The 23771-nt window shown below is 63.8% G+C and carries 19 protein-coding genes; 11 read left to right on the top strand and 8 right to left on the bottom strand.

The window, feature by feature from the left end; genetic code table 11:
* Positions 1-57 precede the first annotated feature (57 nt).
* The 6 genes from AB5Y59_RS19025 (at position 58) to AB5Y59_RS19000 (ending at position 8175) form a co-directional block, all read left to right on the top strand.
* A complete protein-coding gene (locus AB5Y59_RS19025) occupies positions 58-1020 on the top strand; it encodes an ion channel (RefSeq protein WP_029314056.1) in 963 nt (320 codons plus the stop codon).
* Positions 1021-1272: 252 nt separating this feature from the next.
* Positions 1273-2079, top strand: a complete 807-nt coding sequence (xthA, locus tag AB5Y59_RS19020; RefSeq protein WP_010673667.1) for an exodeoxyribonuclease III — start codon at positions 1273-1275, stop codon at positions 2077-2079.
* A 183-nt stretch (positions 2080-2262) separates the two neighbouring features.
* Positions 2263-2751, top strand: coding sequence for a hypothetical protein (locus tag AB5Y59_RS19015; protein WP_043154755.1), 489 nt, complete (start codon positions 2263-2265; stop codon positions 2749-2751).
* A gap of 282 nt (positions 2752-3033) precedes the next feature.
* Positions 3034-4551, top strand: coding sequence for an efflux RND transporter periplasmic adaptor subunit (locus tag AB5Y59_RS19010; protein ID WP_286701243.1), 1518 nt, complete (start codon positions 3034-3036; stop codon positions 4549-4551).
* Between the two features lie 73 nt (positions 4552-4624).
* The gene (locus AB5Y59_RS19005) at positions 4625-7753 is read left to right on the top strand and encodes an efflux RND transporter permease subunit (protein WP_286701244.1); all 3129 of its coding nucleotides are present in this window, start codon (positions 4625-4627) and stop codon (positions 7751-7753) included.
* Positions 7754-7797: 44 nt separating this feature from the next.
* Positions 7798-8175: a copper-binding protein gene (locus AB5Y59_RS19000; RefSeq protein ID WP_286701245.1), complete on the top strand. Its 378-nt coding sequence runs from the start codon at positions 7798-7800 to the stop codon at positions 8173-8175.
* Between the two features lie 74 nt (positions 8176-8249).
* On the opposite strand, the gene AB5Y59_RS18995 is transcribed toward AB5Y59_RS19000, so the two are convergent.
* On the bottom strand, positions 8250-9944 hold the full coding sequence (locus tag AB5Y59_RS18995) for a pyridoxal-dependent decarboxylase (RefSeq protein WP_286701246.1): 1695 nt from the start codon (positions 9942-9944) through the stop codon (positions 8250-8252).
* A gap of 176 nt (positions 9945-10120) precedes the next feature.
* Positions 10121-11134 carry a lipoate--protein ligase gene (locus AB5Y59_RS18990; RefSeq protein ID WP_368212522.1) on the bottom strand — a complete coding sequence of 338 codons (1014 nt, stop codon included), beginning with the start codon at positions 11132-11134 and terminating at the stop codon, positions 10121-10123.
* A 468-nt stretch (positions 11135-11602) separates the two neighbouring features.
* On the opposite strand from AB5Y59_RS18990, the gene AB5Y59_RS18985 reads away from it, so the two are divergent.
* Positions 11603-13990: a diguanylate cyclase gene (locus AB5Y59_RS18985; protein ID WP_368212552.1), complete on the top strand. Its 2388-nt coding sequence runs from the start codon at positions 11603-11605 to the stop codon at positions 13988-13990.
* A gap of 33 nt (positions 13991-14023) precedes the next feature.
* Here AB5Y59_RS18985 and AB5Y59_RS18980 read toward each other — a convergent pair whose 3' ends face one another.
* Genes AB5Y59_RS18980 through AB5Y59_RS18960 form a run of 5 tightly spaced genes read right to left on the bottom strand, consistent with a single transcriptional unit; the run spans position 14024 to position 19418 of the window.
* Positions 14024-17182, bottom strand: a complete 3159-nt coding sequence (locus tag AB5Y59_RS18980) for an efflux RND transporter permease subunit (protein ID WP_368212521.1) — start codon at positions 17180-17182, stop codon at positions 14024-14026.
* Positions 17175-18194, bottom strand: coding sequence for an efflux RND transporter periplasmic adaptor subunit (locus tag AB5Y59_RS18975; protein ID WP_124245132.1), 1020 nt, complete (start codon positions 18192-18194; stop codon positions 17175-17177). Before AB5Y59_RS18975 ends, AB5Y59_RS18980 begins: the two co-directional genes overlap by 8 nt.
* A gap of 39 nt (positions 18195-18233) precedes the next feature.
* Positions 18234-18680, bottom strand: a complete 447-nt coding sequence (locus tag AB5Y59_RS18970) for a YeeE/YedE family protein (RefSeq protein WP_041214809.1) — start codon at positions 18678-18680, stop codon at positions 18234-18236.
* A 13-nt stretch (positions 18681-18693) separates the two neighbouring features.
* Entirely contained in the window at positions 18694-19107 is a 414-nt protein-coding gene (locus AB5Y59_RS18965) for a YeeE/YedE family protein (protein WP_042881673.1), read from the bottom strand.
* Entirely contained in the window at positions 19104-19418 is a 315-nt protein-coding gene (locus tag AB5Y59_RS18960; protein ID WP_039039225.1) for a helix-turn-helix transcriptional regulator, read from the bottom strand. The genes AB5Y59_RS18965 and AB5Y59_RS18960 overlap by 4 nt, the downstream gene beginning before the upstream one ends.
* An 85-nt stretch (positions 19419-19503) precedes the next feature.
* On the opposite strand from AB5Y59_RS18960, the gene AB5Y59_RS18955 reads away from it, so the two are divergent.
* From AB5Y59_RS18955 to AB5Y59_RS18940, 4 genes are all read left to right on the top strand, one after another.
* Positions 19504-19689: a DUF2892 domain-containing protein gene (locus AB5Y59_RS18955; protein ID WP_039039226.1), complete on the top strand. Its 186-nt coding sequence runs from the start codon at positions 19504-19506 to the stop codon at positions 19687-19689.
* 52 nt (positions 19690-19741) lie between these two features.
* A complete protein-coding gene (locus AB5Y59_RS18950; RefSeq protein WP_039039227.1) occupies positions 19742-21013 on the top strand; it encodes an NAD(P)/FAD-dependent oxidoreductase in 1272 nt (423 codons plus the stop codon).
* Positions 21014-21384: 371 nt separating this feature from the next.
* Positions 21385-21759, top strand: coding sequence for a hypothetical protein (locus AB5Y59_RS18945; RefSeq protein WP_368212520.1), 375 nt, complete (start codon positions 21385-21387; stop codon positions 21757-21759).
* Positions 21760-21941: 182 nt separating this feature from the next.
* On the top strand, positions 21942-22670 hold the full coding sequence (locus AB5Y59_RS18940; RefSeq protein WP_041213246.1) for an MgtC/SapB family protein: 729 nt from the start codon (positions 21942-21944) through the stop codon (positions 22668-22670).
* Positions 22671-22748: 78 nt separating this feature from the next.
* Here the strand turns inward: AB5Y59_RS18940 and AB5Y59_RS18935 are convergent, their stop codons facing one another.
* Positions 22749-23759, bottom strand: coding sequence for a substrate-binding domain-containing protein (locus AB5Y59_RS18935; protein WP_041213247.1), 1011 nt, complete (start codon positions 23757-23759; stop codon positions 22749-22751).
* Positions 23760-23771 lie beyond the last annotated feature (12 nt).

Below are 23771 nucleotides of genomic sequence, written 5' to 3'. Positions count from 1 at the left end.
CCCCCCTCCTCCCCTCACCTATGCTGATACTGACTCAGGGAAGGGAGGGGCAACACCATGGCAATGTGCCGATACCTGGTGGCCGATGGCCGCCACTGCACCGAAGAGGCAGGGGATCATGATCTCTGCCGCTGGCACGACCCCGCTGCGGCCCACAACACCCCTGATACCGCCGAGGCGCTGGAGCGCTATGTGCGCCAGGGAGGCCTGTGCCACGGCCTGCAACTGGCCCGCGCCGAGCTGGCGGATCTCAACCTGGTGAACAGGCAGGGTCCGGAGGGATTCTTGCTGGAGCAGTGCAACCTCTATCGCGCCAACCTGCGAGGGGCACACCTCTATGGCATTCGCATCAAGGGCGGCAGCCTGATGAAGGCCGATCTGAGCGAAGCGAACCTCCATTGCGCCACCCTCGACGACGTCAACCTGCTCGGCATCCGCTGGAAGAACACCCGCCTCGACAACCTGGAGACGGGCAAGCGGCTGATGCAGGACAGAAAGGGGCGCCGCGAGCGGGACCCGGCGCAGGCCCGCGTCTGGTTCAAGGAGGCGGAGGAGACCTACCGGGATCTGCGCAAGGCCTCGGAGGCCCAGGGCATCTTCACCATGTCCGGTCGCTACATCCAGCAGGAGCTCACCATGCGCCGCCTGCAGATGCCGTTCTGGTCCTACCGCCGCTTCGCCTCCTGGATAGTGGATCTCTTCTGCGGCTACGGCGAGGCCCCCATGCGGGTGGTGCTCTTCTCCCTGCTGCTCATTGTCATCTGCAGCATTTTTTACTTCTTCTGCGGCCTCAACTTCGCGGGCACCCACCTCATCTATCGCCCGGACGCTCCTCTGGAGCAGAACGCCATCTTCCTGATGGAGTGCCTCTACTACAGCGTGGTGACCTTCACCACGCTGGGGTATGGGGACTTCACCCCGGTGGGGTTGTCGCGGATCTTCGCCGCCTTCGAAGCCTTTACCGGCAGCTTCACGCTGGCACTGTTCGTGGTGGTGTTTGTCAAGAAGATGACCCGCTAGAAACCTGTCCACGATCTTGCTGGGAAGCCGCTTCCAAGGCTCATGTGCTGCTCGCTTATGTGTCGCCAGGCGCTCTCATGTATACATATACACTCAGGTTCCTCTGCTGCGCGTCACCTTGCTGACAGCCTCACGCGACAGATCGTGAACAGATTCCCGAGCCGCTGCGCCAGTCACAGTCCCCGAACTTGCATCCATCGCGGATTCCTAGTCCAATAAGCGACGAACAAAAACGACATGAGCACCCCGAACATGAAGATCATCTCTTTCAATATCAATGGCTTGCGCGCCCGTCTTCATCAGTTGCAAGCCCTTATCGACAAGCACCAGCCGGACGTGATCGGCCTGCAGGAGATCAAGGTGCACGACGAAGCCTTCCCGGTCGCGGATGTGGAGGCCATGGGTTACCACGTGGTCTTCCACGGCCAGAAGGGGCACTACGGGGTCGCCATCATGAGCAAGCAGGCTCCCATCGAGGTGCAAAAGGGCTTCCCCACCGATCCGGAAGATGCCCAGCGCCGCATGATCATGGCCAGCTTCAAGCGGGAAGACGGCTCCGTCATCAAGGTGATGAACGGCTACTTCCCCCAGGGGGAGAGCCAGGATCACGAGACCAAGTTCCCGGCCAAGCAGAAGTTCTATGAAGACCTGCAGCACTACCTCGAGACCCACCACACCCCGGACGACCAGATTGCGCTGATCGGGGATATGAACATCTCCCCCACGGATCTCGACATCGGCATCGGTGAGGCGAACCGCAAGCGCTGGCTGCGGGATGGCAAGTGCTCCTTCCTGCCCATCGAGCGGGAATGGATGGAGCGCCTGAAAGGCTTCGGGTTGACCGACACCTTCCGCGCCGCCAACCCCACCGAGTGCGAGCGCTTCTCCTGGTTCGACTACCGCTCCAGGGGCTTTGACGAGAACCGGGGCCTGCGCATCGACCTCATCATGGCCTCCGACGCCCTCAAGGACAAAGTGACCGAGACCGGCATCGACTACGAGCTGCGCGGCATCGACAAGCCCTCGGATCACGCCCCAATCTGGACCTGCTTCGCCTGATCCCCACGTCAGGCTAGCCCTCGCCAAAAGAACCTGCCCCCGCCCATGCGGGGGCTTTTTTTGTTCACTGCCCCGCCCTTTCTTAATCCATATCAATTCCCAGGCAGACGGCGCTTGCCAGGCCTTGACCTTCTCCTTTCGGCAAGGTTTAGATTCGGCCCATCCGTCACAGGGAAGCCACCCATGCTCTCATCGAGATTGCCCACCACGTTCATCGCCCGGCTGTTGCTGGGGCTGATGCTCGTCTGCAATCTCACCCTGTGCATCGGCTGGCATGGGGCGGCCACCGCCCTGCCAAGCGACGCATCCGCATCCATCCTGACTCCGGCGCAGTCCCCCCTGTCTCATGGGCTGCACCAGAGCGAGCCTGTGCAGCACTCCGCCATGCACCAGGCCGACACAGCCTCTCTCTCCTGCCACGGCGGCCCCCAGAGTGAGGCGGCCCCGCCCGGGGAGGAGTGCCAGATGCAGAGCGGCGTCTTCGGCGCCACCAGTGCGCCGCCCCTGCTCGGCCTGCTGCTGTCACTGCTGCTTCCCCTGCTGCTGTTCCCTTCGTGGCGCCTCGCCCCCCTGCTGGACAACTGGTTGCGGGATCCCTTCCTGCGATCCCGCGGTACCCACCCTCCCTCCTGGCCGCGCCGACACCTGATGTTGTCGGTGCTGCGCCACTAGAAAGCGCTTCTCTCGCGGCAGCGGCAAGCCTCGCTTGCCCGTTTTCTGCCGCCTTGCCTGACCCTGCGCCCCGGCCAAGCCGGCCCGCTCGCAGGGAGCCGTGCGCGCTGACACAGCTGCGCCCCGTTTGCCGCCTCGTGGTGATGCCCTTCCCGCGCACACCACCACACTGGCGGCCTGACAGAAGAGAAGAGATATCATGTCATCCACCCCCGTTACCCGATCTGCCTGCACGCAGCCGTGCCAGCCCTGCCTTCGCCTCCCGTGCGTCGGAGGCTTGTCATGAACAAGACGTTGTTGATGTCCGCCCTGCTGCTCGCCCTCGGCGCCGGTGGCGGCTACTGGGCCGCCAAACAGACCCCCACTGGCACTGCGGCCAAGGAGAAGACGCCGCTCTACTGGGTCAACCCCATGGATCCCCGCGACAAGCGCGATGCTCCCGCCAAGGACAACATGGGGATGGACTTCATCCCCGTCTATGAGGAAAAACAGGGCGGCTCGCCGGGCACTGTCACTATCAGCCCCGAGATCCAGCAGAACCTGGGGGTGCGGCTCGCCAAGGTGGAGAAGCTCCCCATCCACCAGCAGATCGAGACAGTGGGATACGTCGGCTATGATGAGGACAGGCTGGAGGCGGTCAACGCCCGCATGGCTGGCTGGATCCGCACCCTCGCCATCAAGAGCGAGGGGCAGCAGGTGAGCAAGGGAAGCCTGATTTACGAGCTCTACGCGCCGGATCTGGTCAACGCCCAGCACGAATACCTGCTCGCTCTCAACACCGCCAACCCACTGCTGCTGCGCGCCGCCGAGGGCAAGCTCAAGTCCCTGCAGGTGCCGGCAGATCAAATCTCAGCCCTCAAGCGCACCCGTCAGGTGCGCGAAACCATCAGCATTTACGCCCCCAGCAGCGGTTATGTCTCCGAGCTGAAGGTGCGCGAAGGCCAGTATGTGGAGCCCGCAGCAGCGCTCTTTAACATCAGTACCCTCAAGCAGGTGTGGGTCAGTGCCGAGGTGTTCGAGCGCCAGGCGGCCCAGCTGAAGGTGGGCGATCCGGTCACCATGACCCTCGACTATGCCCCCGGCCGCCACTGGCAGGGCCGGGTCGATTACCTCTACCCGACCCTGGATGCCGCCACCCGCACCCTCAAGGTGCGGCTGCGCTTTGCCAACCCGGACGAGTTTCTGAAACCCAATATGTTCGCCAAGGTGAGCATTCGCACTGGGCAGGGAGAACCCCGGTTGGTGGTACCGAGCGAAGCGGTGATCCGCACCGGCAGCCAAGACCGGCTGGTGCTGGCGCTGGGGAATGGCAACTTCAAGTCGGTCGCCGTCACTCTCGGCCCCCAGTTTGGCGACAAGGTCGCCATCAAGGCGGGGGTGGAAGCGGGGGATAACATCGTCAGCTCGGCCCAGTTTCTGCTCGACTCCGAATCGGCCATCGATTCGGACTTTCAGCGCATGACGGCGGTACGCCCCGCCCAGGTGTGGACCCAGGGCGAGGTTGAAAGCGTCGATCTGGCCAACCGCACCCTGATGGTCTCCCACCAGCCCATCCCCGAGTGGCAGTGGCCCGCCATGGAGATGGAGTTCACCGTCGCCGACGGAGTCGATATCAGCAAGCTGGCCGAGGGACAGACCCTGCACCTGCAAGTAATGCAGGAGGGGGATGAGTACCGCATCACCACCATCCATCAGGAGCAAGCGCCGGCAACTGGCGACACCGCCAAGCCCGCAACGGATGAGATGGAGAAGATGGAAGGCATGGACCATAGCCAGCACGATATGGGAGCCAAGCCATGATCCCTGCCATCATTTGCTACCTTGCCGACAAACCGGCTCAGCTCTCTGCACCCAATGAGCAAGGAGCCCAATCATGATCCCGTCAATTATTCGCTGGTCAGTGGGCAACCGCTTTCTGGTGCTGCTATTGACCCTCATGCTCACCGCCTGGGGGCTCTGGTCGGTCAAGCAAACTCCGGTGGATGCCCTGCCGGATCTCTCCGACGTGCAGGTGATCATCAAGACGGCCTATCCGGGCCAGGCACCCCAGGTGGTGGAGGATCAGGTGACCTACCCGCTCACCACCGCCATGCTGGCGGTGCCGGGGGCCACCACGGTGCGCGGCTACTCCTTCTTCGGAGACTCCTTCGTCTATGTGCTGTTTGACGACAACACCGACCTCTACTGGGCCCGCGCCCGGGTGCTGGAGTATTTGAGCCAGGTTGCCCCCAACCTGCCCGCCTCCGCCCGCCCCCAGCTCGGCCCCGATGCCACCGGGGTGGGCTGGGTCTATCAGTACGCGCTGGTGGACAGAACCGGCAAGCATGACCTCAGCGAGCTCACCTCCCTGCAGAACTGGTTCCTCAAGTACGAGCTGCAGACGGTGGAGGGGGTCTCCGAGGTCGCCACCGTCGGCGGCATGGTGCGCCAGTATCAGGTGCGGGTCGACCCGGACAAGCTGCGCGCCTACGGCATCCCGCTCTCCCTAATCGAGACCGCCATCAAGCAGGGCAACCAGGAGATCGGCGCGTCCGTCATCGAGATGGCGGAAGCCGAGTACATGGTGCGTTCCAACGGCTATCTCAAGAGCGTCGAGGATCTGAAGCAGATCCCGCTCGGTACCAATGTGCGCGGCGCCCCACTGCTGCTGGGTGACGTGGCGGATGTAGTCACCGGCCCCCAGAGCCGGCGCGGTCTGGCCGAGCTCAACGGTGAGGGGGAAGTGGTGGGCGGCATTATCGTCATGCGCTATGGCGAGAATGCCCAGCACACCATCGACGGGGTCAAGGCACGGCTGGCGGAGCTGAAAAGCAGCCTGCCGGAGGGGGTGGAGGTGATCACCGTCTACGACCGCTCCGACCTTATCCAGCGCGCCATCGACAACCTCTCCGGCAAGCTGGTGGAGGAGTTCGCGGTGGTGGTGCTGGTCTGCCTCGCCTTCCTGTTCCACCTGCGCTCGTCGCTGGTGGTGGTCATCTCCTTGCCCATCGCCATCCTGACCGCCTTTATCGTGATGCACCTGCAGGGGATCAACGCCAACATCATGTCGCTCGGCGGCATCGCTATCGCCATCGGCGCCATGGTGGATGGCGCCATCGTGATGATCGAGAACGTCCACAAACACATGGAGCGAGAGGCGCTCACCGACAAGAACCGCTGGCGCATCATCACCGCGGCGAGCATAGAGGTGGGGCCCGCCATCTTCTTCTCCCTGCTGATCATCACCATCAGCTTCCTGCCGGTGTTCGCGCTGGAGGCGCAGGAGGGGCGGATGTTCCACCCCCTCGCCTACACCAAGACCTATGCCATGGCGGCGGCGGCCGGGCTCGCCATCACGCTGGTACCGGTGATCATGGGTTACTTCATCCGTGGCAAGGTGCTGGCGGAGCAGGCCAACCCGCTCAACCGCTGGCTGAGCCAGGGCTATGTGCCTTTGCTCAAGGCCGTCCTGGCCCGCCCGAAAACCACCCTGGCCATCGCCGCCGTGGTGACGGTGGCGGGCTTCTGGCCGCTCAAGTACCTGGGCTCTGAGTTCATACCGCCGCTCGATGAGGGGGATATCATGTATATGCCCACCACAGCGGCCAATATCTCGGTGGGCAAGGCGCGGGAGATTTTGCAGCAGACCGACAAGCTCATTCGCACCGTGCCCGAGGTGCAGAACGTGTTCGGCAAGGCGGGGCGCGCCGAATCGGCCACAGACCCTGCAGACCTGGTGATGATGGAGACCAGCATCCAGCTCAAGCCACGCGACCAATGGCGCCCCGGCATGACCCCGGAAAAGCTCAAGGAGGAGCTAGACTCCCTCATCCGCTTCCCCGGTCTCACCAACGCCTGGGTGCCCCCCATCAAGACCCGCATCGACATGCTGGCCACCGGCATCAAGACCCCGGTCGGCATCAAGATAGCGGGGCCCGATCTCAAGGTGATCCAGCAGCTCGGCCAGCAGCTGGAACAGATCATCGGCAAGGTGGAGGGCGCCTCATCGGTCTACGCCGAGCGGGTAGCGGGCGGCCGCTATGTGAAGGTGGACATAGACCGGCTCAAGGCGGCCCGCTACGGCCTCAATATCGCCGACGTGCAGGCGGTGCTCGCCACCGCAGTGGGCGGCATGGAGGTGGGCCAGACCATCGAGGGGCGCGAGCGTTACCCCATCAACCTGCGCTACCCCCAGAGCTATCGCGACTCGGTGGCGAGCCTCGAGCTGTTGCCGGTGGTCACTCCGAGTGGCGCTCGTATCGCGCTGGCGGACGTGGCCCGGGTCTACATCAGCGATGAGGCGCCCATGCTGCGCAGTGAAAACGCGCGCCTCAACGGCTGGGTCTACGTGGACATTCGCGGCCGCGACATCGGCTCTTTTGTGGCAGAGGCCAAGACCGAGGTGGACAAGCAGCTGGTGCTGCCGGCGGGCTACGCCCTCACCTGGTCCGGCCAATATGAGTACATGGAGCGGGCCAAGGCGCGCCTCGCCTACGTGGTGCCGCTCACCGTCGCCATCATAGTGCTGCTGCTCTATCTGGCGTTTCGCCGCTTCCAGGAGGTGTTGCTCATTCTCACCACCCTGCCGCTGGCGGTAGTGGGCGGGATCTGGACCCTCTGGCTGCTCGACTTCAACCTCTCGGTGGCGGTGGGAGTGGGCTTTATCGCCCTGGCCGGGGTGGCGGTGGAGACCGGCGTCCTGATGCTGGTCTACCTCAACCACGCCTGGGACGAGCTCGTTGCCAGCGGCAAGCCGGACCAGGCGGGCCTGCACCGGGCGGTGATCCACGGCGCCGCCCTGCGCCTGCGCCCCAAAATGATGACGGTGGTCACCATCATTGCCGGCCTTTTGCCCATCATGTGGAGCCAAGGCACCGGCTCCGAGGTGATGCAGCGTATCGCCGCCCCCATGATTGGCGGCATGGTGAGCGCCTTAGGTCTGACCCTCTTGGTACTGCCCGCCGCCTACTACCTGTGGCGCAGCCGCAGCCTTGGCAAGACCGAAACCCGGCAAGCCGATTGACCCAACTTCACCACCGACTTTGAATAAACGACGAGGAAAAGATCATGAATTACAAGACGTTGACCCTGACATTGCTGCTCGGCCTTGCCACCCACACCAGCCTGCAGGCAGAGGAGATGATGAACCACCAGGGGCACGACATGGCGCAAATGGAGGGGATGAACCATGAGGGCCACGGCATGGCCGCCATGCAAACCGAGCAGACCCTGATCAAGGGGACCATCACCCACCTTGATGCCGCGAATGGCAAGCTGGGGATCAGGCACGAAGCGATCACCAACCTCAAGATGCCCCCCATGACCATGGTGTTTCGAGTGGCCGATCCGGCCCTGCTCAAGGATCTGAAGGTGGGGGATACGGTGCGCTTTCATGCCGAGAATCCGGCCGGCAAGCTCACCGTGACCGCCATCCAGAAACAGTAAGCGGAGTCATTTCAATAAAAGACGGCGGGATCATCCCGCCGTCTTTATTTATGACATCACAACATGTGGCTATTTCAGCCACGAATATGCGCGATAAAGGCGTCGATCTGTTCGCGGCCGCAGGCGGGGTTCATAAAGACCGCCTTCTCGCCGGCGATGTAGGAATACTTGCCGCGCTCGTCGTATTCCGAGTGCGCCACCGCCTCCACCCAGTTGGTGTAGAGCCCCACCTTGCCGCGTCCCTTGAACAGGCTGCGGTGATACTCGGTGTTGCGGGCCAGCCGCGCCTTGTAGGCCGCATCCGGGCTGCGGGCCAGCTCGAAGGCGAACTCCGCCTCGGGGTCCTGTACCCACTCGGGGTTGTAGATCTTGAAGCCGACACTGGGCCCCTGGTTCTCCTGGGCCACCAGCTTGACGTTGCCGAGCTGGCTTAACCGGAAGCGGAAGTAGTTGGCGTTTTGCAGGCAGTGGGCCAGCACGGTGCGATAGCCCTCCACCCCCAGGTAGTTGAGGGCCGCATAGGCACCGAACAGGCCGCTCGCCCCCCGGGAACACTCGATGGTGGACTGCAGGTGGGTCTGACCCTGAATGTCCCGCTCAAAGTAGGAGAAGTTCTCCGGGTCGTTCTCCATCGCCTTGAGATCGCTCTGCTCCTTGATCATCACCAGGCTGGAGGTGTAGGGCACATAGCCCCACTTCTGGAAGTCGACGGTGAAGGAGTCGGCATATCTGAGCTCGGCGAAGCGGCTCACGTTGCGCTCGATCCCCGCCAGGGTGGCGGCGTTGATGGCCAGCGGGTTGGCGGCAAAGTCGTAGTCCAGGAAGAAGATCATCGACCAGCCGATGGCGGCGTCGACGTGGATGTGGGGCCTGACCGCCACCTCGAACCGCTCGCAGAGGCGATCCCGCAGCTCGACCACGGGTTTGACCCTATCCACCCCGAAGGTGTCGGTGGTGCCCATGGTGAGCATGATGGTGGGCACCACGTGATGAAGGGCGAAGCAGGCGGTCAGGGTACGCTCGAGGTGGTCGAGATCGATGTCGTTGTTCTCACCCACCTGGATGCGGATGGTCTTGTTCTCTATGTCCACCCCGAGCAGGGAGAGGTTGGTGATGTTGGAGTAGTGGCCGCCCTGAGAGTTGATGATGCGGTAATCCTGATAGTGGCCCAGCCCCTTGTGCTTGGCCTGTGGCAGGCTCTTGCGGATGCCGAGCAGGTAGCCGTAGAGGTTACAGAAGGTCCCCCCCTGGGTGAAGATGCCGGTGGCGCGGGCCGGGTCGTAACCCGCCAGCAGCGCTATCTGGCGCACCACCTTCTTCTCCAGCTCCTCGGCCACCCCGGCGTATTCGGAGTAGACCAGGTTGGGATTGGCCAGAATACCCATCTGGGCGCCATAGATGGCTGGATCCGCCGACATGGTGATGACGTTCTCGACGCTGGAGGGGTTCTCCCAATCCTTTGACAAGGCGCCGGCAAACAGCAGCTCCGCCATGGGCTCCCCCGGCGTGCGCATGGTGGCTGGCACCGGCATGGTTTCGCAGAGATCCGCCAGACGGGCGCGACCATCGGGCCAGGCATTGAGCCGCGCATCCGGCGCCAGTCCACGGGCGCGAAACTCGTTGAGGGTGGCAAAGCCGGGCTCGCGAAAGACCGGCCAGAGGTCGGGGTTGCGTGAGAAAAAGTGGGCTTTGACGGTGGCAAAACGGCGGGCGAATTCGGGGGAGACGGCGTTGACGCCCTCATCTTTCAGATAGACCAAGTGATTCATTTTTATACCATTGATACTGCTGAGGTGCGGTTTTTATACTCCAGTGACACCTCTATCAACAGAGACAATAACTAATGATCTGCCCTACTTTTTGTCATGTTGGCGCCCTGACGGGCGCCGTGCCCCCTCTCCCCTCTTTTCCCCTGTTCATCTTGTGATCCTGGGCATGGGCAAGGTCAGCGCAGGGCGGTCAGCAGCCATGCCGAGAATCCTTCCAGCTCGGGGTTGGCCGAAAACGTCGCCCGCCACTGACGCAGCAACTCGTCGATGGCCTCGGGACGATAGGCCACCCCGGGCAGGCGTGCGGCCAGGTCATCCAGGGGCGCAGGGTCCAGGGTGTCGCTGAAGATCTGTGCCCGTCCTATCACCCCCTTCTCCACGTCGAAATGAAGCTCGACCCCGCCCCAGGGGAAGCGCTCCTCCAGCAGGTGGCTGAAGGCGGGAGCATGGCCGAAGTTCCACTCCCAGCTGCGTTGGCGGGCAAAGGTCTCGGCAAAGCCGGGCAGGTCGGGCATCCGCTCGGGGGAGATGTGCTCGGGCGGCACCACCTCACCGTGATGGGCAAAGAAGGCGTCGCACAGGGCCTGCACCACCTGCTCATGACCCAGGCCAGGCAACAGCTCGCCAAGGTTCGCCACCCGGCTTCTCACCGAGCTGATACCCTTGGCCGCCAGCTTCTTGGGGTCGGGATTGAGGTAGTGGGCGAGGCGGCCGAGATCGGCATCCAGCAGCAGGGTACCGTGGTGAAAGCCGCGATCATGGGTCTCCCGGTAGGCCGAACCCGACACCTTGCGATCCCCGTCCGGGGTCGCCACCAGCAGGTCGTTGCGCCCGGAGGCAAAAGCACTCACGCCGAGTCTGGCGAGGGCATCAATGACGATGGCGGTGGAGACGCTCTTGTCATAGCCGGGCTTGCCCGCCATGAAGGTGAAACAGCTGTTGCCAAGGTCGTGGAACACGGCGCCGCCCCCGCTGCTGCGCCGGGCCAGGGTCACCCCGTCCTCTTCCATGCGGCGGGTGTTGCACTCCTTCCAGGGGTTCTGGGCCCGGCCTATCACCACCGTATTGTCGTTGCGCCACAGGAACAGCACCCGCTGGGCCGGGTCCATCTGGCGAAAGATGCACTCCTCCACCGCGAGGTTGAACAGGGGATCGTGGGAGTCGGAGAGCAGCAGGCGCAAGGAAGACATGACAGGACCTTCTCGGGAAACAGGAAACGGATGACTACCATACCACCCTGAACGAAGGAAGGCGTCCCCCGACCGCCACAGGTCGACACCCGATACGGACAAGAGCATCAACTTCTGATACGACAGGAGAAGATAAGAGGGAATTGCCGAAAACACGCAGTTTGTCATTAACAGGCGAGAAGAGAGGCGGCAGCCATCCCTCTTGGAATGACACCTAATGCCCTTGTCACCGGGCCGGTGACGAGTCAACAAGGTTTCAAAATGAGCCGTGACGCCCATTGACGTGATGAATGACACAAAAATGACTTTTAATGCCTCCCGCGCCCCATCTTATTGGGGCTTGCTCCCCTTGCGAATAACAGGAAATTGTTTGACTCTAGCCAGAAGAGCACCTCCCGAGAGAACAGCGGTATGACGGAGTCCGATGCATCTCGCCAGCCTGTACGCTGGCTTCTGCCCTTCTGGGTGATGATTGCCACCCTGACCACGGCTCACCTCAGGGCGGATGAGCGCGTCATCCTGCAGCTTCCCTGGCAGCACCAGTTCCAGTTTGCCGGTTACTACGCCGCCATCGCCAAGGGGTTCTACCGGGAGGCCGGCCTGCAGGTCACCCTGCGGGAGGCGGGGCCGGGCACCGACGTCATCAATGAAGTCACCACGGGTCGCGCCCAGTTCGGCATCCGCGGCAGCGATCTGCTGCTGGCCCGGGCAGCAGGTCGCCCTGTGGTGGTGCTCGCCGCCATGTTGCAGCACTCCCCCCTGATGCTCATCACCCTGGAGCGGCCGGATATCCAGACCCCGGGCGATCTGGCCAACAAGCGGCTGATGCTCGAACCCGGCTCCAACGAGCTGCTCACCTACCTGCATCGCTACACCCGCAGCCGGAAGTGGGAGACCCTGCCCTACGAGCGGGGGGTACAGGCACTGCTGAGGGGCGAGGCGGACGTCATCAGCGCCTACAGCACAACCGAGCCCTTCACCCTGCAGCAACTGGGCATTCCCTTCCGGGTGTTCAGCCCCCGCGACATCGGTTACGACTTCTACGGAGACAACCTCTTCACCTCGGAGAGTGAGGTCATCAACCAGCAGGAGCGGGTCCAGCGCTTCTTGCAGGCCAGCCTCAAGGGGTGGCGCTATGCCATGGATCATCCCGAGGAGATGATCAACCTGATCCTGGAGCACTACCCCAGCGGGGCCGGGCGCGAGGCGCTCGCCTTCGAGGCCCGTGAAACCCGGGCCCTGATGCAGCCCGACATCATCGAGCCCGGTTACATGCAGCAGGATCGCTGGCAGCAGATCGCCCGCACCTACCAGGAGGCCGGGATGATCAAGGCGGTGCCCAACCTCACCTCCTTCCTCTACAACAGTACCCAGGCGAGCCTTCGTCAGCAGCGCCAACTGCTCGACAGGAGCGTGGCCATCGCCATGCTGATCTCTTTCTCCCTGCTGGCCCTGCTCGGCGTCTTCCTGCACCTCTATCTGCGTCTGCGGGAAGAGGCCAGTGACCGACAGCGGCTCACCCGGGAACTGGCACAGCGCGAGCAGCACTACCGCTTCGTGGCGGAGAACAGCGGCGACGTGATCTGGACCATGGATACCAATAGCCTGCGTTTTCGTTACATCAGCCCCGCCATCGCATCCCTGAGCGGCTATGAACCCGCCGAACTCTTTGCCCTCTCCCTGCGCCAGCTGCTCCCCGATGAGTCCTGGAAACAGCTTCGCGACGGCATCACCGCCTCCCTCGAGGCCTGGCAACGGGGGGATCATGGGCAGACCCGGTGCGTCATCCACTCCCAGCTGCGCCACAAGCAGGGTCATCTGGTGACCATCGAGACGGTCACCACCTTGCACGGCAGCACCAGCACAAGACCGGACGCCATTTTGGGGGTGACCCGGGATGTCACCGAACGTTCGGCCCGGGAGGAGATGATGCGCCGCCTCGCCTTCTATGACCCCCTCACCGGCCTGGCCAACCGCCGCCTGCTGCAACAGCGGCTCAAGGAGACCCTGGAGCAGGCTCCACAGCAGCCCCTGGCCCTGGTCTTCATCGATCTCGACCACTTCAAGCCCATCAATGACACCTTCGGCCACGAAACTGGCGACCTGCTGCTCAAGCTGGTGGCCGAGCGCATGGGGGAGTGCGTCAGGGAAGAAGACCTGGTGGCACGCCTTGGGGGGGACGAGTTCGTGATCATGCTGCCCGATACGGATGCCTCAGGCCTCGCGGTCGCCGACAAGCTGCACCACTGCCTGCATCACCCCTTCCAGCTTGAACAGCAGGCGCTGCGTATCTCCGGCAGCATAGGGGTCGCCCTCTATCCGGATCACGGCACCGACCCCAAGACCCTGATGCACCACGCCGATCAGGCCATGTATCAAGCCAAGCACCATGGCAGGGGCAGGGTCTGCCTGTTTTCCACCGGGCAGGATCCCCTCCCCGGCACCCTACAATGGCAGCCCGCCCACGCATGCGGCCACCCCCGCATCGATGCGGACCACCGCCAGCTCTACCTGCTGGCCAACCGCTTGCTCGAGCACATGCAGGATCCCGGCATCCATCCGGATGCCTTGCTGGCAGACATGGCGCAGATATTCGAGATGGCGCGCCAGCACTTCCTCCTCGAAGAGCAAGTCCTCGCGCAATATGGCTATGAGGAGCTGGCGGCCCATCGCCAGGAGCACCAGCATCTGCTGAAAAAAGCCGGTCAGCTGATGGCGGCCGCACAGGCGGGCACCCTTGGCAACGACGCCCTGCTCAACTTCATCATCCAGGAGCTGGTCGTGGGTCACATGAGCCAGGCGGATCGCCGTTATTTCCCCCTGATGAAAACCTGCGATGCCCGCGAGGCGGTGTGATGCCAGAAAACAGGGGGCACGTGCCCCCTGTGTTTACCTCTGACTTCGGCGAACAAGCAGGCTGTAGTAGAGCAGCGGGATCACCACCAGGGTGAGCAGGGTGGAAACCAGGATCCCGAAGATAAGGCTGATGGCGAGGCCATTGAAGATGGGGTCATCCAGGATGAAAAGCGCCCCCATCATGGCCGCCAGCGCCGTCAGCATGATGGGTTTGGCTCGCACCTGCGCCGCCTCGATCACCGCCTGCTCGAACGCCACGCCACTCGCCCGCTGCTGCTCGATGAAATCCACCAGCAGGATGCTGTTGCGCACGATGATCCCGGCCAGCGCAATCATCCCGATCATCGAGGTGGCGGTGAACTGGGCCCCCAGCAGGGCGTGACCCGGCATCACCCCGACGAGGGTGAGCGGAATGGGGGCCATGATGATGAGCGGCACCAGATAGGAGCGGAACTGGGCCACCACCAGCAGGTAGATGAGGATCATCCCCACTCCGTAGGCTAGCCCCATGTCGCGGAAGGTCTCGTAGGTTATCTTCCACTCCCCGTCCCACAAGAGCGCCACCTCCCCCAGCTTGTCGGGCTGATGCACGTAATACTGTGGCAGCGAGATGTCGGCACCGGCGGCAAACATGCCGTAGAGCGGGCTGTCGGTATGGCCGCCCATGTCAGCCACCACCATCACCATGGGCTGCATGTTCTTGTGCATGAGGTAGCTGGGGGCCACCTCGTCACGACGGCTCACCAGCTCGGAGACCCGCACCAGCTGGCCGCTCTGGCTGCGTACCTTGAGAGCCAGGATGCCGGTCAGATCCCGCTTGTCACCGGGGGCGAGCTCGATGCGGATCGGTACCGGATACTTGGCGCCTTGCCCTTGCAGCCAGCTCGCATTCTGATAACCCACCCCGCCATTGAGGGTGTTCACCAGATCCCCGAGATCGACCCCGAGCAGGGCCGCCTGGGCGCGATCCACCACCAGCCGCCACTTGGGCTGGGGGTCGGTCAGATAGATGTCCACGTCCACCAGATCCGCCGTGGCCACAAAGCGGGCCTGTACGGCGCGGGCAGCGGCTTCACGGGCGGCCTGCGTCGGGCCATACACTTCCGCGACGATGGGTGACCAGACAGGCGGTCCCGGGGGCACCTCCACTACCTTGAGGTTGCCCCCTGCCGCACTGGCGATGGCCTGCAAGGGCGCACGCACCGACCGGGCAATCTCGTGACTGCTGCGATCCCGTTCATGCTTGTCCACCAGATTGACCTGGATGTCCCCCACGTTGGCGCCGCTGCGGATGAAGTAGTGGCGCACCAGCCCGTTGAAGTTGATGGGGGCGGCGGTGCCAGCGTAGATCTGGTAATCCTTCACCTCGGGCACCCTGGCGAGCTCCCGACCCACCGCCAGCAGGGTGCGCTCGGTCTGCTCCAGGGTCGCCCCCTCCGGCATGTCGAGCACCAGCTGGAATTCAGACTTGTTGTCGAAGGGGAGCATCTTGAGCACCACCCACTGCACCACCGGCATGGCAGCCGCCCCCGCCACCAGCAGCAGAATGACCAGCCAAAGCTTATGTCTCGCTCTCCTGGCACCCGCCCCCATCAGAAAGGGGGTCATCAGCCGGTGAAAGAGCCCGGCCTTGGCCTCGCCGTGGGCACCGTGCGCCTCCCCCTTGAGCAAATGGCTCGCCAGCCAAGGGGAGAAGATAAAGGCCACCAGCAGGGAGATGAGCATCCCCATGCTGGCATTGATGGGGATGGGGCTCATGTAGGGGCCCATCAGGCCGCTGACGAAGGCCATGGGCAGCAGGGCCGCGATGACGGTCAGGGTCGCCAGAATGGTCGGCCCCCCCACCTCGTCCACCGCGCCCGGAATGAGATCCTTGAGGGAACCCTTGCCCAGGCCACGATGGCGGTGGATGTTCTCCACCACGACGATGGCGTCATCCACCAGGATGCCGATGGAGAAGATCAGCGCAAAGAGGGACACCCGGTTGAGGGTAAAGCCCCACGCCCAGCTGGCAAACAGGGTCAGCGCCAGGGTGATGACGATGGCGACCCCCACCACCAGCGCCTCGCGCCACCCCATGCTCACCAGCACCAGCAATACCACCGCCGTGGTGGCAAAAATGAGCTTGCCGATGAGGGTGTTGGATTTGGTCTCGGCGGTGACGCCGTAGTCACGGGTCACCGTCACCTCGACGCCAGCCGGGATGAGTCGATTCTTGAGGCTCTCGACCCGTTCTTCCACCCGCTTGGCCACCTCCACCGCGTTCTGCCCCGGCTGCTTGCCGATGGCCAGGGTCACCGCCGGGTAGCTGGCTTGCCCCTGCCCCATCCAGCTGCGCTGGACCGGGGTCTCTTCCCCAAGCGCCACCCGGGCCACCTCACCGAGATAGACGGGCTTGCCGTCGTGCAACCCTACCACCAGCTCGCGGGCCTCCTGCTCGCTTTGCAGGAACTGCCCCACCTGCACCTTGATTTCCCGGTTATCCTGCACCACGGCCTGCTCGCTGCCCACCCGGTTGGCGGCCGCAAGTCGCTGGCTCAGCTCGCCCCAACTGATGCCATGGGCGCTGAGGGCCGCCGGGTCCGGGATCACCCGCAGAACGGCGCGCTGTCCCCCCAGGCTGTAGATGTCCCGGGTACCGGGAATGCGCTTGAGTTCGGTCTCCAGCTCGTGGGCGACCCGGGTCAGATCGGGGGCCCCCAGTTGCTTGCTCCAGAGGGTCAGACTGACGATGGGCACATCATCGATCCCCCGGGGTTTTACCAGTGGCTGACCCACCCCCAGCCCCTGGGGCAGCCAGTCTCGATGGGAGTCGAGCTGGTTGTTGAGATCCACGATGGCCTGCTCCCGGCTCACGCCTACCTTGAACACCACCACCAGCAGGGCACCATCGGGTTGGGAGAAGGAGTAGAGGGTATCTATCCCCTTTATCTGGGAGACCACCTGCTCGGCAGGGGTGGTGACGAGGGATTCCACCTCTGCCGGGCTGGCGCCCGGGAAGGGAATGTAGACGTCGGCGAAGGTGACATCGATCTGGGGCTCCTCCTCCTTGGGGGTCACCAGCACGGCAAAGAGGCCGAGCAAGAGCCCCACCAGCGCCAGCAGCGGGGTGATGGCCGAGCCCTGAAACAGGGCCGCCAGCCGACCCGCCGGCCCCAGGTGGCCATGGTTGTCGTTCAGATCGCTACTCATGGGGCACCTCCTGTTGACGGGTCCAGGCATCGGGGGCCAGGGTGTCACCGCCCTTGAGACCCGCCAGGACCTCGCACAGCCCAGCCTCGCAGTGGCCGACCCGCACCGGGGTCAGGGCCCAGCCCTCCCCCTCTTTGAGGTAGACGCCGTTGAACTCCCCCTGCCGCAGCAGGGCGGGCTCCGGCACTTGCAACACCTGACGCTCACCCTGTTTGAGCTGCACCTTGAGCCACATGCCAGGCAGCACCCCTGCCGTGTTCGGCGGCAGATCGAGGCGCAGCCGGAAACTGTGGCTCTGGCTGTCGGCGTAGTTGAAGCGGGTCAGCTTGACGGGAGTCACGGCCTTGCCACCGGGCAGCAGCACCTGCACATCCGACGGCTGGCCGGCGAGAGCCAGTGCGGACTGGGGCAGCTCCAGCTCCACCCTCAGCTCGCCCAGGGAGAAACCGGATAGCAGCGGCGTACCGGGGGCCACCGTCTCCCCCAGCTCCACCAGCCGCCTGGTCACCACCCCGGCGTAGGGGGCGAGGATACGGGTATAGCCGTAGGCTTCCCGGGCCTGGATGAGGGCGGCCTCGGCGGCATTGACCTCGGCGCGGGCGGCCCGATCCGTTGCCTGGGCGTTGTCGAGCTGGGCCCGGGTGATCACCCCCTTGGCGATGAGGGCCTGATAACGGGTGAGCTGGCGCTCGGCCTCCACCTGCTGGGCCTGGGCCCTGGCCACCCGCGCCTCGGCGCCGGTCACGGCGGCAGACTGCTCCTTGCCGCTTATCTCGAGCAGGGGCTGCCCGGCCTGTACCTCGTCGTTCACATCCACCAGCATGCGGGAGACCCGGCCACTGGTCTGGGCCGCGACAGTCCCCTGATGAATGGCGCTCACGGTACCGCTCAGGGTGAGCCAGTCGGTGACGCGCTGCGGGGTCAGCGTCAGCGACCCCTTGGCCTCCTCGGCCGCCACCAGGGTGGATGTCATGACCAGCAGGGTGGTCACCAGCAACCGGATTGTGTTCATCATGATTCTCCTTCCCTGGCTCATGGGCACCTTGAAAACTCAGGCAATACGGTGCTGGCGAGCCTTCTCCAGCACCCTGTTCCAGACCTTGTCCACCAGCAGGATCCCGGCCGCCATAGCCCCGATGAACAACAATATCATGGGCTGTCCGCTGGAAATGAGACTCAAGGCAGGCCCTGGACAGATGCCGACCAGGCCCCAACCGATCCCGAACAGTGCGGCCCCGCCAATCAGGCGGCGATCCAGCACGGGAGCGGGAACCCGGGCCATGGGCTCCCCCAGCAGGCTCAGACGACGGGGTTTCACCAGCAGGAAGTAGCCCGGCATGAAGACAGCCAGGGCCCCTCCCATCACGAAGGCCAGGCTGGGATCCCAGGCACCGGCCAGATCGAGAAACCCGGTGACCCGCGCCGGATCCATCATCCCGGAGAGGGCCATTCCCAGCCCGAACAACAGACCCGCAAACAGACTTGTCAGCAATTTCATGGCAATCAACCCGTCAAAACATGTGGTGAGTAAAGAACACGGTCGCCACGCCCATCCCCATAAAGGTGAGCGTCGCCACCACGGAGCGCGTCGACAGCCTCCCCATGCCGCAGATGCCGTGACCGCTGGTGCAGCCATTGCCAAGACGGGTGCCGATGCCCACCAGCAGGCCGGCCAGCAGCACCACGGGCCAGCCGGGCAAGGCATCAAAGGCGGGCATGGTGGCCCAACCCAGGGTCAGCGCCAGCCAGGCCCCCAGTCCCAATCCCAGCAGAAACAGCACCCTCCAGGGGGTCTTGTACTGCATTGCACCGGCCAGAATGCCGCTGATCCCGGCCACCCGGCCGTTGAACAACATCAGGATCAGGGCCGAGAGCCCCGCCAGCATGCCGCCCCCCAACGAGAGCAGCCATTGGCTTTCCATCATCGAATTTCCTCATCTGAGTGACAAAAATGGGTTTGCAGCGCCGCCAGCACATCGGCCGCCGCCTCGCTCACCAGGGAGTAGTAGATCTGCTGGGAGACTTTGCGCGAGCGGATAAGGCCCTGGCGCTTCAATACCGACAGTTGCTGGGAGAAGGCCGACTGCCCGAGCTGGCTGTGGGCCAGCAGCTCCCCGACCCCCTTCTCCCCTTCCACCAGCTGGCAGAGCACCATCAGGCGTTCGGGATGAGCCAGCGCCTTGAGCAGGCCGGCGGCGGCTGTCGCATGTCGGTTCATCTCGTCGAAGTGGCTCATAAGATTAAATTAGCAATTGCTGATATTTGTTCTATTGTATAAAACAACTCTAAATTAGCAATCACTAAACAAAAGGAGACGAGAAATGACCGTCGATAACGGAGTCAGAGTGGTCGCAGGTGGCATGTTGCTGCTGTCGCTGCTGCTCACGGCCTGGGTCCACCCGGGCTTTGTCTGGTTGAGCGTCTTTGTCGGGGTCAACCTGATCCAGAGCGCGTTCACCGGGTTCTGTCCCGCCGCCGCCGTGCTCAGGCGAATGGGGCTCAAGTAGGCAGGCGGACATATTGGCTCACAGGAGCCGTGTAATAGAGCGGAGGCTCATTATGGCAACCATCATCATCATCGGGGCAGGGTTGGGGGGCATGTCGGCCGCCTACGAGCTCAAGGCCGAACTCGGCAAGCAGCACGACGTCATCCTGGTGAACGACAAACCTGACTTTGAATTCAACCCTTCGAACCCGTGGATTGCGGTCCGGTGGCGAGAGCGCAAGGATATCTCCCTCCCCATAGAGCCTCATGTGAAGAAGAAGGGGATCCGCTTCATCCACGCCGCCCTGACCGGGTTGCAACCCCTCGAACAGCAGATCCGCCTCTCCGATGGCCAGCACCTGCACTACGACTTTCTGGTGCTCTGCACCGGCCCCGCACTCGCCTTTGAAGAGGTGCAGGGAGCAGGCCCGACGGCGGGCGGCACCGCCAGCGTCTGCACCCTCTCCCACGCAGAGGAGTGCCTGCACAGTGTCAACGGGCTGCTCGACGAACCGGGTCCGGTGATCGTCGGTGCCATGCCCGGCGCCTCCTGCTTCGGCCCGGCCTACGAATACGCCTTCATCCTCGATCGCCACCTGCGCGACAAGAAGGTGAGAAAGGACGTGCCCATGACCTTCGTCACCAGCGAACCCTACATCGGTCACCTCGGCCTCAACGGCGTGGGGGATTCCAAGGGCATGCTGGAGAGCGAGCTGCGCATGCGCGACATGCAATGGATCTGCAATGCCCGCACCGTGGCGGCCAGGGATGGGGTGATGACGGTGGAGGAGCTGGATGAAGATGGCAACGTCAAGCGCACCCACAGCCTCCCCTACAAGCATGCCATGATGCTGCCGGCCTTCGCCGGCATCAGCCCCCTGCGGGGCCTCGAGGGGCTGGTCAATCCCCGCGGGTTCGTCATCGTCGACGAACACCAGCGCAACCCAGTCTTCCCGCAGATTTACGCCGCCGGGGTCTGCATCGCCATCCCGCCCCAGCACAAGACGCCGGTCCCGACCGGGGTGCCCAAGACCGGCTACATGATCGAAGCCATGGTGCGCACCCTGAGCCACAACATCAAGGCGGAGCTGGACGGCCAGCCCCCGGTCACCCGGGCGGTGTGGAATGCCATCTGTCTGGCGGACATGGGGGACACAGGGGCCGCCTTCGTGGCCATGCCGCAGATCCCGCCGCGCAACGTCGCCTGGTTCAAGAAAGGAAAGTGGGTCCACCTGGCCAAGATAGCGTTCGAGAAGTATTTCCTGCACAAGATGCAGGTGGGCGACACCGAACCCATCTATGAAAAACTGATGCTCAAATACCTGGGCATCGACAAGACCCGGTAACCCCCCAAGGGCCCGCCGGTGAAGGGAAGAGGGCTCCCTTTACCGGCGCTTTCATCTCTTTTTTATTATGTTTCAATATGTTGCTATCAAGGGCTCGGGGTTTACCCAGGCCGCCGTATCGGCTACCATGTCGCCTCTTTATCACTAGCGGAGACCATCGGTGGGCAACTCATCAAGTGACAGACGCACGCCGACCCTCGTCGTCGGCACCCTGGTCGCGAGCTAGCCGCAGGTTTTTCTCTGCCGCGACTCGCCACCCTGCGAGAAGTGGATCCCTCTTTTCCCCGCTTTTCACACTTGACGTCAGGTGACGCGGACTCATCCCCCGACACCTTGCCTGCATAGTTTCTGCTTCCCAAAAGGAGGCTGCTATGCGCTTGATTTCAAACAACCCTGTCGCTGACAAATCCCCTTCCCTGCTGAGCAGACTGGGACGGGGCCTGCGACCACTCTGGCAACGTGGCAGACGGCGTCAGCACCTCTATCGGCTGCACATCCGCTGCGAAGACAGAGCCGACATGGAGCAGGTGCTGGCGGCGGTGAGCCACACCCTGCAACCGGCCGGACTAAGTCCCCTGCAGTCCATGAAGCCCGGGCGCGGTGAAGGCCGCGTGCTGGTGCTGAGCCTCTACTGCACGCCGCCCCAGCGCCGCTATCTGGTGCAGTTCATCCACCAGGTCGGGGCTGTCCACCCGGTACGCTGGGAACTGCGCCCCCGCACCGGGGACGACGCCACCAGGCATTGACCCTCGAATGAGGCGAGGTCCTTCCCGGGCAACCGTGAAGGGCCTGTTCCCTGTTCTGCGCCATCCCGCCCCGTCAGGAGGCGGGTCGCGCCCTTGCATTCACCACGATGTCGACCTTGCCCCCCGTCTCTCACGCAACCCGGGGGAGCAGGCTGGTCGGCATCCCCAGAAGGAGACCCTTCATGAGAATGTGGCAACAACTCGATTTTCTCGCCCTGCTCGACACCCTGGCCAGCCTGCTGCTCGCCTTCGTGCTGGGCAGCCTGGTCGGCCTGGAGCGCCAGTACCGCCAGCGCACCGCCGGCCTTCGCACCAACGTGCTGGTCGCCGTGGGGGCGGCCCTGTTCGTCAACCTGGCCCAGCGCATCTATGACCTGCATGGCGGCAGTTACGGGGTCGTCCACGTGGTGGCCTACATCGTCTCCGGCATCGGTTTTCTCGGCGCTGGCGTCATCATGCGGGAATCCGGCAACATCCGGGGCATCAACACAGCGGCCACCCTGTGGGGCGTGGCCGCGGTCGGGGCCGCCTGCGGCGCCGGGTTCGCCCTGGAGGCCATCCTCGGCGCCCTCTTCGTGCTGGCCGCCAACACCCTGCTGCGCCCCCTGGTCAACCAGATAAACCGTGACCCGGTGGACAACATGGACACCGAAGTGACCTATCACGTGACCGCTCTCATCGGCCGCGCTCACCAGAAGGAGGTGCTGCCCTGGCTCGAGCAGATGCTGGAGCAGGCCCACTACCCCCTGAGCGAGCTCGACATCACCCCCTTCGGCGATCAGGATCTCGAGATCTCGGCGGCGCTGCTCGCCACCGCCATCGATGGCACCAAGCTCGATGCCCTGATGAACACGCTCGGGGAGCACCCTCACATCAAGCAGATCTTCTGGCGGGCCAGCATCACCGATTGACGCCCTCATACCAGGCGCAGCAGAAAAAGCCCCGCCGGATCCGGCGGGGCTTTTTCACAGGAAAGGGAAGCCGTGTGCCTAACGGCGGCTGCGCCAGCGCACCCTGGGGTTAATGACCTGGGCGGTCTGGGCTGGGGGATTGCCCGCGATGAGTTGCTGCATCATCTCGAAGGCGGCCCGGGCCAGGGCCGGGCAATCCTGGGCCACGGAATCGATGCGCATGGGGATGCAGTCGAGCAGATCGTGATCGTCGAAGGTACACAGGCGCATGCCGGTCTCCATCAGTTCCGCCTCGTTGAGGTAGCGCAGCACCCCCTCCAGCAGGGTGAAGGAGGCGGTAAAAAGCCCCTTCGGCGGTGCCCCGAGTTCGTCCACCAGCTCAGACATCAGCTGATAACCCGAGCTCGGCTGGTAGTCACGGTGGCGGACCCGGTCTGAAGTGGCCTCCAGCCCGGCCCGGTGCAATCCGAGCTCGTAACCCGCCAGCCGGTGGCGGCTGGGGGAGAGATCCAGCAGACCGCCGAAGTAGTAGATCTCCTCCCCGCAATCCTCGGCCATATCCTGCACCAGCTCGGCGGTAGCCTTGCAGGCGTCCGAGATCACCATGGGCAGGCGCGACTCACCGATGTGGCGGTCGAGCTGCACCACCGGCAAGCGGTCGTGGATGCGGGCATAGATATCGTCACTGTGGCCGCTGGAGGCGACGATGAGGCCATCCACCTGGCGGCTGATGAGGTTGTCCACCACCCGCTGCTCCAGTGTGGGGTCATCCTCGGAGCAGGCGATGAGCAGCTGGATCCCCGCCTCCCGACAGCGGGCCTCCAGGGCACGGGCGATGCTGGCGAAGCCGAAGTTGGTGAGATCGGGGATCACCAGCCCCCAGGTGTAGCTGCGCACCTCCCGCAGGGAGCGGGCGTGGATGCTCGGCTGATAGTGGCACTCGTCCGCCACCGCCTGGATCCGCTTGCGGGTATCGTCGGCGATGCGGTATTCCGCACTCTTGCCGTTGAGAACCAGACTGGCGGTGGCCTTGGAGACCCCCGCAAGCGTGGCTATCTGGGCAATCGTGATCCGTTTCTTCTTCTCCACCTGACCTCCCGG

Origin of the sequence: Aeromonas sp. s10, from assembly GCF_040907975.1 — a bacterium.
In the GTDB taxonomy this organism is placed as follows: domain Bacteria; phylum Pseudomonadota; class Gammaproteobacteria; order Enterobacterales; family Aeromonadaceae; genus Aeromonas; species Aeromonas caviae.
The sequence above is the reverse complement of the archived record's forward strand: the minus strand, read 5'-3'. Positions and strand labels throughout refer to the sequence as shown.

Excerpts from the sequence above, each read along its gene's own strand:
- AB5Y59_RS18975 (WP_124245132.1), bottom strand. The coding sequence starts at position 18,194 with ATGAACACAATCCGGTTGCTGGTGACCACCCTGCTGGTCATGACATCC.
- AB5Y59_RS18950 (WP_039039227.1), top strand. The coding sequence starts at position 19,742 with ATGGCAACCATCATCATCATCGGGGCAGGGTTGGGGGGCATGTCGGCC.
- AB5Y59_RS18970 (WP_041214809.1), bottom strand. The coding sequence starts at position 18,680 with ATGAAATTGCTGACAAGTCTGTTTGCGGGTCTGTTGTTCGGGCTGGGA.
- AB5Y59_RS18940 (WP_041213246.1), top strand. The coding sequence starts at position 21,942 with ATGAGAATGTGGCAACAACTCGATTTTCTCGCCCTGCTCGACACCCTG.
- AB5Y59_RS18965 (WP_042881673.1), bottom strand. The coding sequence starts at position 19,107 with ATGATGGAAAGCCAATGGCTGCTCTCGTTGGGGGGCGGCATGCTGGCG.
- AB5Y59_RS18990 (WP_368212522.1), bottom strand. The coding sequence starts at position 11,134 with ATGTCTTCCTTGCGCCTGCTGCTCTCCGACTCCCACGATCCCCTGTTC.
- AB5Y59_RS18980 (WP_368212521.1), bottom strand. The coding sequence starts at position 17,182 with ATGAGTAGCGATCTGAACGACAACCATGGCCACCTGGGGCCGGCGGGT.
- AB5Y59_RS19000 (WP_286701245.1), top strand. The coding sequence starts at position 7,798 with ATGAATTACAAGACGTTGACCCTGACATTGCTGCTCGGCCTTGCCACC.
- AB5Y59_RS19005 (WP_286701244.1), top strand. The coding sequence starts at position 4,625 with ATGATCCCGTCAATTATTCGCTGGTCAGTGGGCAACCGCTTTCTGGTG.
- AB5Y59_RS18960 (WP_039039225.1), bottom strand. The coding sequence starts at position 19,418 with ATGAGCCACTTCGACGAGATGAACCGACATGCGACAGCCGCCGCCGGC.
- AB5Y59_RS18995 (WP_286701246.1), bottom strand. The coding sequence starts at position 9,944 with ATGAATCACTTGGTCTATCTGAAAGATGAGGGCGTCAACGCCGTCTCC.
- AB5Y59_RS19010 (WP_286701243.1), top strand. The coding sequence starts at position 3,034 with ATGAACAAGACGTTGTTGATGTCCGCCCTGCTGCTCGCCCTCGGCGCC.
- AB5Y59_RS19015 (WP_043154755.1), top strand. The coding sequence starts at position 2,263 with ATGCTCTCATCGAGATTGCCCACCACGTTCATCGCCCGGCTGTTGCTG.
- AB5Y59_RS18955 (WP_039039226.1), top strand. The coding sequence starts at position 19,504 with ATGACCGTCGATAACGGAGTCAGAGTGGTCGCAGGTGGCATGTTGCTG.
- xthA (WP_010673667.1), top strand. The coding sequence starts at position 1,273 with ATGAAGATCATCTCTTTCAATATCAATGGCTTGCGCGCCCGTCTTCAT.
- AB5Y59_RS18985 (WP_368212552.1), top strand. The coding sequence starts at position 11,603 with ATGATTGCCACCCTGACCACGGCTCACCTCAGGGCGGATGAGCGCGTC.
- AB5Y59_RS19025 (WP_029314056.1), top strand. The coding sequence starts at position 58 with ATGGCAATGTGCCGATACCTGGTGGCCGATGGCCGCCACTGCACCGAA.
- AB5Y59_RS18945 (WP_368212520.1), top strand. The coding sequence starts at position 21,385 with ATGCGCTTGATTTCAAACAACCCTGTCGCTGACAAATCCCCTTCCCTG.